This is a genomic window from Drancourtella sp. An57 (assembly GCF_002161525.1).
Taxonomy (GTDB): Bacteria; Bacillota; Clostridia; order Lachnospirales; family Lachnospiraceae; genus Sellimonas; species Sellimonas catena.
This window is the reverse complement of the sequence record NZ_NFHY01000002.1, coordinates 144,002-157,749: the sequence shown is the minus strand read 5'-3', so window position 1 is coordinate 157,749 and position 13,748 is coordinate 144,002. Positions and strand designations below refer to the sequence as shown.

At 47.4% G+C, this 13,748-nt stretch carries 13 protein-coding genes; 12 read left to right on the top strand and 1 reads right to left on the bottom strand.

The genetic code is table 11. The features are described from left to right. Positions 1–12 precede the first annotated feature (12 nt). From ftsY to B5G11_RS02315, 6 genes are all read left to right on the top strand, one after another. A complete protein-coding gene (gene ftsY, locus B5G11_RS02340; protein ID WP_087168022.1) occupies positions 13–966 on the top strand; it encodes a signal recognition particle-docking protein FtsY in 954 nt (317 codons plus the stop codon). Between the two features lie 30 nt (positions 967–996). Continuing rightward, the gene (gene ilvA / locus B5G11_RS02335) at positions 997–2,211 is read left to right on the top strand and encodes a threonine ammonia-lyase (RefSeq protein WP_087168021.1); all 1,215 of its coding nucleotides are present in this window, start codon (positions 997–999) and stop codon (positions 2,209–2,211) included. A gap of 18 nt (positions 2,212–2,229) precedes the next feature. Beyond that, positions 2,230–2,640: a hypothetical protein gene (locus B5G11_RS02330; protein ID WP_087252042.1), complete on the top strand. Its 411-nt coding sequence runs from the start codon at positions 2,230–2,232 to the stop codon at positions 2,638–2,640. Positions 2,641–2,788: 148 nt separating this feature from the next. Then, positions 2,789–4,177, top strand: coding sequence for a 2-isopropylmalate synthase (locus B5G11_RS02325; RefSeq protein WP_087168019.1), 1,389 nt, complete (start codon positions 2,789–2,791; stop codon positions 4,175–4,177). 18 nt (positions 4,178–4,195) lie between these two features. Next, on the top strand, positions 4,196–4,843 hold the full coding sequence (locus B5G11_RS02320; protein ID WP_087252041.1) for a GntR family transcriptional regulator: 648 nt from the start codon (positions 4,196–4,198) through the stop codon (positions 4,841–4,843). Positions 4,844–4,865: 22 nt separating this feature from the next. Then, a complete protein-coding gene (locus tag B5G11_RS02315) occupies positions 4,866–6,065 on the top strand; it encodes an NADP-dependent isocitrate dehydrogenase (RefSeq protein WP_087252096.1) in 1,200 nt (399 codons plus the stop codon). A gap of 81 nt (positions 6,066–6,146) precedes the next feature. On the opposite strand, the gene abc-f is transcribed toward B5G11_RS02315, so the two are convergent. After that, complete coding sequence (gene abc-f, locus B5G11_RS02310; RefSeq protein WP_087252040.1) at positions 6,147–8,066, bottom strand: ribosomal protection-like ABC-F family protein; 1,920 nt, start codon at positions 8,064–8,066, stop codon at positions 6,147–6,149. A 146-nt stretch (positions 8,067–8,212) separates the two neighbouring features. On the opposite strand from abc-f, the gene B5G11_RS02305 reads away from it, so the two are divergent. The 6 genes from B5G11_RS02305 (at position 8,213) to B5G11_RS02280 (ending at position 13,717) form a co-directional block, all read left to right on the top strand. After that, complete coding sequence (locus B5G11_RS02305) at positions 8,213–8,863, top strand: redox-sensing transcriptional repressor Rex (RefSeq protein ID WP_087168016.1); 651 nt, start codon at positions 8,213–8,215, stop codon at positions 8,861–8,863. A 96-nt stretch (positions 8,864–8,959) separates the two neighbouring features. Continuing rightward, complete coding sequence (locus B5G11_RS02300; RefSeq protein WP_087252039.1) at positions 8,960–10,492, top strand: NAD(P)H-hydrate dehydratase; 1,533 nt, start codon at positions 8,960–8,962, stop codon at positions 10,490–10,492. After that, the gene (gene alr, locus B5G11_RS02295) at positions 10,489–11,655 is read left to right on the top strand and encodes an alanine racemase (RefSeq protein ID WP_087168014.1); all 1,167 of its coding nucleotides are present in this window, start codon (positions 10,489–10,491) and stop codon (positions 11,653–11,655) included. The genes B5G11_RS02300 and alr overlap by 4 nt, the downstream gene beginning before the upstream one ends. Before the next feature lie 80 nt (positions 11,656–11,735). Then, positions 11,736–12,086, top strand: coding sequence for a type II toxin-antitoxin system PemK/MazF family toxin (locus tag B5G11_RS02290; protein WP_087168067.1), 351 nt, complete (start codon positions 11,736–11,738; stop codon positions 12,084–12,086). Positions 12,087–12,097: 11 nt separating this feature from the next. Next, positions 12,098–12,919 carry a hemolysin family protein gene (locus tag B5G11_RS02285; RefSeq protein ID WP_087252038.1) on the top strand — a complete coding sequence of 274 codons (822 nt, stop codon included), beginning with the start codon at positions 12,098–12,100 and terminating at the stop codon, positions 12,917–12,919. 66 nt (positions 12,920–12,985) lie between these two features. Continuing rightward, positions 12,986–13,717 (top strand): YebC/PmpR family DNA-binding transcriptional regulator, encoded by a 732-nt coding sequence (locus B5G11_RS02280; protein ID WP_087168012.1) that lies wholly within the window; start codon positions 12,986–12,988, stop codon positions 13,715–13,717. The last annotated feature ends 31 nt before the right edge of the window (positions 13,718–13,748 follow it).

Genomic DNA, 13,748 nt, shown 5'->3' with positions numbered 1-13,748 from the left:
GTAGAAGAGACTATGGCAGAGGAAAAAAAGGGATTTTTCCGGCGGCTTGTGTCAGGCCTGACAAAAACAAGGCAGAATATCGTTTCCGGCCTTGACAGCCTGTTCAGCGGGTTTTCCAAAATTGATGAAGACTTTTATGAAGAGCTGGAAGAGATCCTGATTATGGGAGATCTCGGCGTCAAGGCGACCTATTCGATCCTTGATGACCTTAGAGAAAAGGTGAAAGAACAGCATATCAAGGATCCGGCTGACTGCAAACAGCTTCTGATTGACAGTATCAAGGAGCAGATGCAGATCGGGGAGACAGCATATGAGTTTGAAAATCAGAAATCCGTAGTACTGGTGATTGGAGTTAACGGGGTAGGAAAAACGACGACCATCGGTAAGCTTGCAGGGAAGCTTCGCGGTGAAGGGAAAAAAGTTGTGATCGCAGCGGCGGACACATTCCGTGCCGCGGCGGGAGAACAGCTGAAAGAATGGGCAGACCGGGCAAATGCAGAGTTTATCGGGGGACAGGAAGGCTCTGATCCGGCAGCTGTCGTGTACGATGCGGTTGCGGCCGCAAAGGCAAGGAAGGCGGATGTTCTGCTGTGTGATACGGCGGGGCGTCTTCATAATAAAAAGAATCTGATGGAAGAGCTGAAAAAGATCAATCGTGTCATTGAGAGAGAGTATGCTGACGCGTACAGAGAAACCCTGGTGGTTCTGGATGGAACAACAGGGCAGAACGCACTTTCGCAGGCAAAACAGTTTGCGGAGGCGGCAGACATTACGGGAATCGTTCTGACAAAAATGGATGGAACCGCAAAAGGGGGAATTGTGGTAGCAATTCAGTCGGAACTTGGCATTCCGGTCAAATATATCGGAGTCGGAGAAAGTATCGATGATCTGCAGAAATTTGATTCCGATGATTTTGTCAATGCCCTTTTTACGACAGAGGAGCATCCGGAGGAAGAAACAGAATAAACATGACACAGAGGAAAGAAGGTTACAGCCATGATGACATTGGAAAAATTTGAAGAAGCAAGTGAGCTTGTAAAAAAAGTCACAAATCCGACAAAACTGGTCTACAGTGAATACCTGAGCGAGGAAACAGGTGGAAAGATTTATCTGAAGCCGGAAAACATGCAGCATACGGGCGCGTACAAAATCCGCGGCGCCTATTATAAGATCAGTACGCTGTCCGAGGAGGAAAAGCAGAAAGGACTGATCACGGCTTCCGCAGGAAATCATGCCCAGGGCGTTGCCTACGCGGCAAAGATGTTCGGATGCAAGGCAACAATCGTTATGCCGACCGTTACGCCGCTGATCAAGGTAAACCGAACAAAGAATCTGGGAGCGGATGTCGTTCTTTACGGAGATGTTTATGATGATGCATGTGACAAGGCCTACGAGCTTGCCGAAGAGCATGGATACACATTCGTCCATCCGTTCGACGACCTGGATGTAGCGACGGGCCAGGGAAGTATCGCCATGGAGATCGTTCAGGAGCTTCCGACTGTTGATTATATCTTTGTCCCGGTAGGAGGAGGCGGACTGATTGCAGGTGTAGCAACCCTTGCAAAGATGCTTAATCCGAAGATCAAAGTCATCGGCGTGGAGCCTTCAGAAGCAGCCAGTATGAAAGCAGCTCTGAAAGCAGGAGAACCGGTAACCCTTCCAAGCGCCAATACGATTGCGGACGGTACTGCGGTAAAACGCGTGGGAAGCCAGACCTTTGAGTATGTACAGAAAAATGTGGATCAGATACTGACAGTCGATGATGATGACCTGATCGGCGTTTTCCTGGATATGGTAGAGAATCACAAGATGGTTGTGGAAAATTCCGGTCTGCTTTCTGTAGCAGCGCTCAGACAGATGAATCTGGAAGGGAAAAAGGCAGTCTGCATCCTGAGCGGAGGAAACATGGATGTGATCACCATGGCTTCCATCGTACAGCACGGACTGATCCAGAGAGACCGGATCTTTTCTGTTTCTGTTCTGCTTCCGGATAAGCCGGGCGAACTGGTACGCGTGGCAAAGACTATCGCGGACGCACAGGGCAATGTCATCAAGCTGGAACACAACCAGTTTGTAAGCACAAACAGAAATGCGGCTGTAGAGCTGAGAGTAACCATGGAAGCATTTGGAACAGAGCACAAACATGAGATTCTGCAGGCTCTGGAAAACAACGGATTCCGTCCGAAGCTGGTTACAACAAAACTGTATTAAAGAAAAGGAGGGAGCAGATTGCCGGGAAAACTGCCTGAAACAGGTTTCTTATACACCGATCAGCAGGGCACGATCTACCGTTTCATCGGCACGTCCAGACACTGGCAGACGATGGAAGAGCTTTTGATTTTTCAAGAGGAGGAAGAGAAGACCCTCTATGCTGTTCCGGTTCCTGATTTTACAAAAGAATTCCAAAAAGCAGAAAACGGGCATACATCGGATCTGCTTCTCCGATTTCTGGAGGCAGATTCCAATGAAGAAAAGCTCTCGATTCTTCAGAAAAACCGTCCGGAAGTAACAGAAGACCTGCTGGAGGCTGCCGCCCAGAGCATGGACTACGCCCTGAGCGGAGAAAGCGAAGAAATGCAGTTTCTGGATTTTGAGAACTATCTTCGGACAAAAATCAAATATGAACGTAAGAGAAGGTAACTACTTTTAAACTGGAAAGAGATCCTGCATGGCGCAGGATCCTTTTTGTTTATCAGAAAACTTCGCTGGTTATAAAAATATCAAACTTCGGGTTGACATACTTTGTATAATTGTATACAATTATACAAAGCGAAAAGGAGTGTATAAAATGGATAATAGAAAAGTTTACATGAACCATCACAATAATTTACTGCAGCTCGAAGAACATATGTATCCGCTGGTGGACGTAGATAAGCCGAATATATTCAGGAATCTGTTTCCATATGACGAAGTTCCGAAAATCGCGTTCAACGATCGAATCGTACCGCATTCAATGCCGGACGAGATCTGGATTACGGATACAACATTCCGTGACGGGCAGCAGTCCAGAGCGCCGTATACGACAGAGCAGATTGTGACGATTTATGACTACCTGCACCGTCTGGGCGGTCCAAAGGGAAAGATCCGTCAGAGTGAGTTTTTCCTTTACAGTAAAAAAGACAGGGATGCTGTTTACCAGTGTCTGGAGAAAGGATATGAGTTTCCGGAAGTTACAAGCTGGATCCGGGCAAATAAGAAGGACTTTGAGCTGGTAAAAGAGATCGGACTGAAAGAGACAGGGATTCTTGTAAGCTGTTCCGATTATCACATTTTCTATAAACTCAAGATGACAAGGCGGGAGGCGCTTAACCATTATCTTTCGATTATCCGTCAGTGTCTGGAAATCGGGATCAGCCCGAGATGCCATCTGGAGGATATTACAAGATCAGACATTTACGGTTTCGTGATTCCGTTTTGTCTGGAACTGATGAATCTGATGGAAGAATATCAGATTCCGATTAAAATCCGTGTCTGTGACACGATGGGATACGGAGTCAACTATCCGGGAGCGGTGATTCCGCGGTCTATTCCGGGTATAATCTACGGATTGATGATCCATGCCGGAGTACCGAGTGAACTCATCGAGTTCCACGGGCACAATGACTTTTACAAGGCAGTCAGCAATGCAACGACCGCATGGCTTTATGGAGCAAGCGGCGTAAACTGTTCTCTCTTTGGAATCGGAGAACGTACAGGAAATACACCACTGGAAGCAATGGTATTTGAATATGCGCAGCTTCGGGGAACACTGGACGGCATGGAGACGACTGTCATCACAGAGCTTGCCGAGTACTATGAAAAGGAGATCGGCTACCATATTCCGGAGCACACGCCGTTTGTGGGAAAGAACTTTAATGTGACAAGGGCCGGAATCCATGCGGACGGACTTCTGAAAAACGAAGAGATCTACAATATTTTTGACACCGGAAAGTTTCTGAACCGGCCGGCCGTAGTATCAGTGTCCAACACATCCGGCATCGCAGGAATTGCCCACTGGATCAATACCTACTACAAGCTTCCGGAGGACAGAAAAGTCGGAAAAGACTCCGAGCTGGTTGTGGCAGTGAAGGAATGGGTGGATAAGCAGTATGACGACGGACGTGTAACTGTGATGACGGACGAAGAAATGGTTCAGAAGATCACGGAAATCTGCCGTGAGAAGTCAATCATTCTTTAATAGAAGGAAGTAACAGTCATGGAAGAATATCAAGATTATTCTTTGAGCGGAAAGGTGTTTCGGACACTGAGTGAACAGATCCTTTCCGGGAAATATCAAAAAGGAGACGAACTCCGGGAAGTGACCGTGGGAAAAGAGCTGGGAGTCAGCAGGACTCCGGTCAGAGAAGCCTTCAGGAAGCTGGAACTGGAAGGACTGGTGACCAGTATTCCAAACAAAGGCACGTATGTCAACGGCATTTCCAGGGAGGACGTTCAGGATATCTATATGATCCGGTCCAGGCTGGAAGGGCTTGCGGCCCGGCTTGCGACAAGACGGATTACGAAGGAGCAGATTGACGAGATGGAAGAGATGATTCTTCTCTCCGAATTTTATCTGAAAAAGGGGATGACCGAACAGCTTTCCACTCTGGACGGAAAGTTCCACTTTATCCTTTATGAAGCCTGCGGAAGCAGGATGTTGAAAAATGTACTGACGGATTTCCACCGCTATGTCCAGATGGCGAGGAGGATGTCCGTTAAAGTGGAAAACCGTGCGGAAAAATCCATCAGGGAACATTCGGAGATCCTCTCGGCAATCCGGGACAAGGATGAAGACAGGGCGGAGAAACTGATGGAAGAGCATATCCGCCATGTTGTTCAGAATTTACATCTGGAAGAAATCTAAAAAAAAAGAAAGGGATGGTATGATGGCAAAGATACAGATGCAGACACCAATCGTTGAGATGGATGGAGACGAGATGACAAGAATTCTCTGGAAGATGATCAAGGATCATCTGCTCCTGCCTTTTATTGATCTGAATACGGAGTATTACGATCTTGGGCTGGAACACCGTAATGAGACTGATGACCAGGTGACGATTGACAGTGCGCTTGCAACGAAAAAGTATAAAGTGGCCGTAAAATGTGCGACCATCACCCCAAATGCAGCGCGGATGGAAGAATATGATTTGAAAGAGATGTGGAAGAGCCCGAACGGGACGATTCGTGCGATTCTGGATGGAACCGTATTCCGTGCACCGATTGTCGTAAAAGGAATTGAGCCGTGCGTCAGAAACTGGAAAAAACCGATCACCATTGCAAGACATGCTTACGGGGATGTGTATAAAGGAACGGAAATGAAAATCCCTGGAAAAGGAAAGGCAGAGCTTGTCTACACCGCTGAGGACGGAAGCGAGACAAGAGAACTGATCCATGAGTTTGACGGACCCGGCATCATTCAGGGAATGCACAATATCAACAAGTCCATCGAAAGTTTTGCAAGGAGCTGTTTCCACTATGCACTGGACACGAAACAGGATCTCTGGTTTGCAACGAAAGATACGATTTCAAAGAAATACGACCATACATTCAAGGATATCTTTCAGGAGATCTTTGACGCGGAATTTAAAGAGCAGTTTGAACAGGCGGGAATTACGTATTTCTACACACTGATTGACGACGCGGTGGCACGTGTAATGAAATCAGAAGGCGGATATATCTGGGCATGCAAAAACTATGACGGAGATGTTATGAGTGATATGATTTCCTCCGCATTCGGCTCCCTTGCCATGATGACGTCCGTTCTTGTCTCACCGGATGGATACTATGAGTACGAGGCAGCTCATGGAACAGTTCAGAGACATTATTATAAACACCTGAAAGGGGAGGAGACATCCACCAACTCCGTGGCAACGATCTTTGCATGGAGCGGGGCTCTCAGAAAGCGCGGAGAACTGGATGGAAACAAGGAGCTTCAGGAGTTTGCGGACCGGCTTGAAAAAGCGACTATCGATACCATCGAAGCGGGCGAAATGACAAAAGACCTGGCGCTGATAACGACTTTGAAAGATCCGGTTGTATTAAACAGCGAAGACTTTATCAAAGCCATCGCAAAACGGCTTGCATAAAAAGAAGTCAAAATCAAAGAGAGCATAGAAAAAGAGGCAGACCCGTGTTATAAACGGGCTTCGGCCTCTTTTCTGCTGCTCTTATTCCGCGAGAGATTCCCACTGTTCATAGAGAGTCTCAAGCTCTGCTGTGATGTTGTCCTTTTCTTTTGCCAGCTCCTGGCACCGGACGGAATTGGAATATACATCTTCGTGGGTCATCAGTTCATCGATCTCACCGCACCGGGTTTCCAGAGTCTCAATCCGCTCTTCGGTCCGCTTCAGATCGTTCTGGCGTTTCCTCTCCTTCGCCTGCGCTTCCTTCTGAGCCTTCCAGTCCAGCTTTCCGGCCGAAGCCTGAGTGTCTGTGGAAGACGGCGTATCTGCTGCGGCAGGAGCAGCGTAAACAGCGGTAAGTTCCTCTTTCTTTTCAAGATAATAATCATAATTTCCGATGTAGTTGACAAATTTCTGATTGACCAGTTCCAGAATTCTCGTGGCAGTTTCGTTGATGAAATACCGGTCATGGGAAACATAAAGTACCGTGCCGGTGTAATCATTCAATGCGTGCTCCAGGATTTCTTTGGATGCAACATCAAGATGGTTGGTCGGCTCGTCGAGAATGAGGAAATTGGCCTCGGAAAGCATCAATTTTGCAAGAGAGACACGTCCACGTTCCCCGCCGCTCAAGTCTCCAATCAGCTTGTAGACATCATCCCCGGTGAAGAGAAAGGCTGCAAGCATATTCCGGATCTGGGTATTCGTAAGGGACGGATAATCGTCCGATATCTCATCAAAAACCGTTTTGTCCATGTGAAGGACATGGTGTTCCTGGTCGTAGTAACCGATAGTGACATTGGAGCCAAGGGTGAAAGTTCCGGAATCCGCAGGAATGACTTCATTCAGGATTTTCAGAAGTGTCGTCTTTCCGGTACCATTGTCCCCGATAATCGCAACGTGTTCTCCACGTTTGATTTCAAAGCTGATGTCTTCAAAGAGCGTCTGATTCGGGAAAGCTTTGCTGAGGTGATCAACACGGAGCACATCATTTCCGCTGACAACAGAAGGCTCCAGCTTTAAATGCATATCTGAAGCAAGTTCCACCGGCTTTTCAATCCGCTCAATCTTTGCAAGCATCTTTTCCCGGCTCTCGGCCCGTTTGATGGACTTTTCCCGGTTGAAGGAACGAAGTTTTTCAATGACCGCTTCCTGATGCTTGATTTCCTGCTGCTGGTTAAGGTATTCTTTCAGCCTTGCATCCCGGAGCATCTGTTTTTTCTTCGCAAACTCCTGATAGTTACCAAGATACATAGTGAGCGTGCCGGCTTCGATTTCAATGATCTTTGTAACGACCCTGTTCAAAAAATACCGGTCGTGGGAGACAATCAGGACCGCTCCGGGGTAGTTCAGAAGATAGGTCTCAAGCCATGCAATCGAATGCAGATCAAGATGATTGGTCGGCTCATCCAGAAGCAGAATATCCGGTTTGGTAAGCAGAAGTTTTCCCAGAGAAACACGGGTTCGCTGCCCTCCGGAAAGGGAAGCGACCGGCTTTTCAAAATCTTCTTCTGTAAATCCCAGTCCCTTCAGGACTCCGGTGATTTCACTTTGATAGGCATAGCCGTTTTCCCGTTCAAACCGGGAAGTCAGATTGTGATAAGCGGCAAGCCTGTCCTCCAGATGGGATCCGGATAAAGTCTGAAGCTCAGCCTCAATTTTGCGGATCTGGCTTTCCATATCGATCAGATACTGTTTGGAAGTCTGCATTTCCTCATAGACTGTACGTGTGCTGTCCGTCATGGGATGCTGGGAAAGATACCCGAGCTGTTTCCCTTTTGCGAGAATAATATCCCCGGAATCTGCCGGAATCTCTCCGGTAATCATTTTCAAAATGGTAGATTTTCCGGCACCGTTTAAACCTGTCAGAGCCGCTTTCTCGTGATCCTCTATATGAAAAGAGCCATGTCTTACAATGACCTGGTCCCCAAACGATTTTTCCAGATTGTGACATGCAAGTATCATAGTATCCTCCTCTGATAAAACAAAAGTACCGTATTCATTATAACGGAATTTGTACAAAATACAACATAAAATCCCATAATAAGTTTGACTTTATTTCAAGTATTACATATAATAAAAGTATTGAAAAGAACAGGAAGGTGCTAAAAGTGGAAGGAAGAGGAATTTCTCAGGCAGTTATCAGAAGACTGCCTCGATACTACAGATACTTGGGAGAATTACTGGAAGACGGTGTAGAGCGCATTTCCTCCAACGACTTGAGCAAACGCATGAAAGTCACTGCTTCCCAGATCCGCCAGGATTTGAATAATTTCGGCGGTTTTGGTCAGCAGGGGTATGGATATAATGTGAAATATTTGCACTCGGAGATTGGAAAGATCCTGGGGCTGGACAGAGAACATAATATGATTATTATCGGAGCCGGAAACCTTGGACAGGCGCTGGCAAACTATACCGCTTTTGAGCGCAGCGGATTTATGCTGAAGGGTCTGTTTGATGTCAACCCGACTTTGGCAGGTGTTACGGTCCGCGGAATCGAGATCCGTATGATGGACGAGCTGAAAAGTTTCATCAGGAATAATGACATTGAAATTGCGATTCTGACGATACCGAAGACGAAGGCGGTGGCAGTAGCCAATATGCTCGTGGAAAACGGTATCCGTGCAATCTGGAATTTTGCGCATACGGATCTGAATCTTCCGGATAATGTTGTTGTGGAAAACGTACATCTTTCCGAGAGTCTGATGCGGCTCTCCTACAATGTACTCCGCTATGAGGAAAAACATCAGAAGAAAAAATAAGAGAAAAGAAGGACGTGAGAGATTCGTACAACAGATGCGGGACTCCGCGTCTTTTTTCTGTATCCCGGAATGAAAGCGGGGAAAGGAGCGGTAAAGATGAAATATATCATTGATGGCAGGACAATGAAAGCAGCGGATGCATACACGATCGGGACGATCGGGATTCCGTCTCTTGTCCTGATGGAACGGGCGGCTCTGAAAGTGGTAGAGGCAGCCGAAAGGGAGAGGCTTAACCTGTCGAAAAGCCTGATTGTGTGCGGAAGCGGAAACAACGGAGGCGACGGGTTTGCAGTGGGAAGACTGCTTCTGGAAAAAGGATACGGAGTGACTGCCGTACTGGTTGGGAATCCGGACCATTGTACCGAAGAGACAAAGACACAGATTCAGATTTTTGAGGCAGTCGGAGGAACCGTAAAACGGGAAATCCCGGAGGGAAGGTACACGGCTGTATTTGATGCTGTATTTGGTATCGGACTGAGCAGGCCGGTCGAAGGGCGCTACGCGGGGATTCTGGAGCAGATGAACAGACTGGACGCAGCGAAAATAGCGGTGGATATTCCGTCCGGAATTGATGCGGGGAACGGAGAGATTCTGGGGACGGCATTTCGCGCGGATCTGACGGTGACATTTGCATACCAGAAGGCAGGGATGGTTCTGTATCCGGGAGCTTTCTGCGCCGGAAAGGTCTGTGTGGAAGATATCGGAATTTATCTGCGCGGCGGCGTGGAAGGAACACGGTATCTGACTTATGAAAGAAAGGACGTAGGAAGGCTCTGTCCGCAGCGAAAAGACGATGCACATAAAGGAACTTACGGAAAAGTGCTGATGATTACCGGAAGCCAGGGCATGGCAGGCGCCGCGATTCTTTCCGCGAAGGCGGCATACCGGATGGGAAGCGGACTGGTACGTATACTGACGCCGGAATCCAACCGGGAAGTACTTCAGGCAACCCTGCCGGAAGCAGTCATAACGCCTTACGGAGAGGATCTGAAAAACCAGCTGGAGGAACTTCTGAACTGGGCGGATGTGATCTGCGCCGGATGTGGACTGGGGACGGATATACAGGCCGGTATGATAATAGAACATCTGCTCGTGTATCTGGGCACGCACAGAAAATACTGCGTGATGGATGCGGATGGCCTGAATCTAATTTCCGGAATGGAAGAAGAAAGAAGAAACACATATCTAAAAGCAGCGGGAAGCAGCCTGATCTTTACGCCTCACATCAGGGAATTCGCGCGTCTTCTTGGGAAAACGACGGAAGAAACGAAAAAAAACAGGATTGGACTTGCGCAAGAGTATGCCAAAACCTATAATATAATACTAACAGCAAAAGATGCCAGAACAGTTGTGGCAGGAGAAGGCAGGATTCCATATCTGAATACATCCGGGAACGGTGCGATGGCAAAAGCAGGTTCCGGGGATGTACTTGCAGGTATGATTACAGGCTGCCTGGCCCTTGGAATGGACCGCTTTGACGCTGCGGCGCTTGGTGTATTTATACATGGGCTGTGCGGAGACGAGGCAAGGGAAAAACTCGGGGCGCACAGCGTGCTTGCCGGGGACCTGATCGAGATGGCATCAGCTGTTTTACAGGAAATCGAGCGAAGAAAGGTTCAGTCAAAATGAAAAAGTACAGCAGAGTATGCGCAAAAATCAATTTGAATCATATTACATATAATATAGAACAGATGAGGAAACATATCTCACCGGATACGAAGATGATTCTGGTAGTAAAAGCGGACGGTTACGGCCACGGGGCATCACGGATCGCAAAAGAGACTCAGAATCTGGACTGCGTCTGGGGATACGCGACCGCAACGCTTGACGAGGCGGTGCTTCTGAGAAAGGCAGGAATTGAGAAACCGGTTCTTGTTCTCGGATGTACCTTTCCGGAGCAGTATGAGGAGGCGGTGGAAAACGAGATACGCATGACAGTCTACACTGAAGAGTCTGCGAAAGCGATCTCCGCCCTGGCATCCGCAAAGCAGAAAAAAGCATGGATTCACGTCAAGCTGGACACGGGGATGTCAAGACTCGGATTTCAGACAGGTGAAGATTCTCTGGATGCCATCGAACGGATTTTTCATCTCCCGGATCTTGAGATGGAAGGCATTTTTACTCATTTTGCAAAAGCAGACGAGGCAGATAAGTCCTTTACAAACAAGCAGATGGAACAATATATCTGGATGACAGACCGGTTAAAGGATAGAGGCATCGAGCCGAAATACCGCCACTGCTCCAACAGTGCCGGAATTATCGATCATCCGGAGGCCAATCTGGATCTTGTACGGGCGGGTATTGCTCTTTACGGGCTCTATCCATCTGACGAGGTGAAGAAAGACCGTCTGGATCTGAAGCCGGCACTGTCGCTGGTAAGCAGTATTGTACATATCAAATGGATCGAGCCCGGAGCTGTTGTAAGTTACGGCGGGTGCTTCCGGGCCGGGAAACGGACCCGCGTGGCAACGATCCCTGTCGGATATGCGGACGGATACCCGAGGAGTCTCTCGGACAAGGGCTATGTCCTGATCCGGGGAAAGAGGGCTCCGATTCTTGGCAGAGTCTGCATGGATCAGATGATGGCAGATGTGACAGAGATCGAAGATGCAGATTTCCTGGATGAAGTCGTACTGGTAGGGAAAAGCGGCGGGGAACAGATTGCAGTGGAAGATTTAAGTGCACTGTCCGGAAGGTTTAACTATGAGTTTCTCTGCGATCTCGACAAGAGGATACCAAGAGAATATATCAAAGACGGAAAAGTCATTGAGCAGATTGACTATTTTGCATAAAAAAGACGGCCGGCTTTTGGAATACTTCAAAGTAAAGGTGGAAATACTCACTATATCTTAGAAAATGGAGTGTGAAGAAAGTGCAGCAGGTTCATCGTGGAGATATTTTTTATGCGGATTTAAGTCCGGTGGTTGGTTCCGAACAGGGAGGCATCCGCCCGGTTCTTGTTATACAGAATGAGATGGGAAACAAACACAGCCCGACGGTAATCTGCGCGGCGATCACGTCACGGATGCATAAGTCAAAGCTCCCGACCCACGTGGAGATCGACGCAAGAAGATATGGTGTAGTAAAAAATTCGGTTGTTCTACTGGAGCAGATCCGTACAATCGATAAACAAAGATTAAAGGAAAGTGTGTGCCACCTGGATCAGGAAATCATGAAAAAAGTGGATGAGGCACTGAAGATCAGTATTGCACTTTCTACATAGAAGGAGAAAATATGGACCAACGGGATACAATTAGAAAAGAGGTTCTGGAAAATCTCAAAGAAGGGGAAAAGGACGGCAGTATTCAGGAGATGGAGTACCGGATGATCCGTAATGTCTTTTCGTTCCGGGATAAAGATGCAAAGGAAGTCATGACTCACAGGAAAAATATTGTCGCATTAAACTGCAATGATATTTTGGAAGAGGTGGCAGCTTTTGCATCCAGGGCAAAATATTCCAGATTTCCTGTCTATGAAGAGGAAATCGACAATATACTTGGCATCATTCATATCCGGGATATTATGAAGCTCTATCTGAATCCCGAAATGAGGGGCAAGAAACTTGGAGAAATCCGGGACGCGTTCATGCCGGTATGTTTTATTCCGGAAACGAGGAAGATCAGCCGCCTTTTCATGCAGATGAAGGCAAAACAGATCCATTTGTGCGTTGTGATTGACGAGTACGGTCAGACAGCAGGACTCGTCGCCATGGAAGATATTATTGAAGAAATTATGGGAAATATCCGGGACGAATACGATGAGGAAGAAGAGATGATCCGAAAAAACGAGGACGGTTCCTACGAGGTGAACGGTCTGTGCGGGCTTACCGAACTCTCGGACGTACTTGGTATTGTTTTTCAGGATGAAGACGAGGACAATGAGTATGAGACATTAAATGGATTTCTGATTGTAAAGCTTGAGAGGATTCCTGCAGAAGACGAGCTGTGCAGTGTTTCCTACGAGGGCTATCTGTTTGAGATCAAGGAAGTGGACAACAATATTATCCAAAAGGTGAAGATTACAAAAACGGAACTTGTCACGGAATCGAAAGAATGATAAAATTAAGAACATGAGTTTTCCTGAAGAAGGAAGAGAGATTACATACGAAGAGAGGTAGAGAACATGTCAGGACATTCCAAATTCGCAAATATTAAGCATAAAAAGGAAAAAAATGATGCTGCAAAGGGAAAGATTTTCACAAAGATCGGGCGTGAGATCGCTGTAGCAGTCAAAGAAGGAGGCGGAGCGGATCCTGCGAACAACAGCAGACTCCGCGATGTGATTGCGAAGGCAAAAGCAAACAACATGCCAAACGACAATATTGAGCGAAGCATTAAAAAGGCAGCCGGAGACGCGGATGCCAACAATTACGAAAGAGTCGTATATGAAGGATATGGGCCGAACGGAACAGCTATTATTGTAGAGGCGCTGACCGACAATAAAAACCGTACAGCTTCCAATGTCAGAAGTGCATTTACAAAAGGAAACGGAAATATCGGGACACCAGGATGCGTATCCTTTATGTTTGACAAGAAGGGACAGATTCTGATCGACAGGGAAGAGTTTGAGATGGACGCGGATGAGCTGATGATGCTGGCGCTTGACGCGGGAGCCGAGGACTTCGCGGAAGAGGAGGACAGCTTTGAGATTATCACAGATCCGGACAGCTTTTCCGAGGTACGTGAGAAGCTGGAAGCAGCAGGCATCCCTATGATGGAAGCCTCTGTGACCATGATTCCTCAGACCTATGTAGAGCTGACAGACGAGACGGATATCAAAAACATTCAGAAAACACTGGATCTTCTCGATGACGATGATGATGTGCAGGAAGTATACCATAACTGGGAAGAGTAAAGCGTTTTGGAATATACTGTAAGGGAGGGGT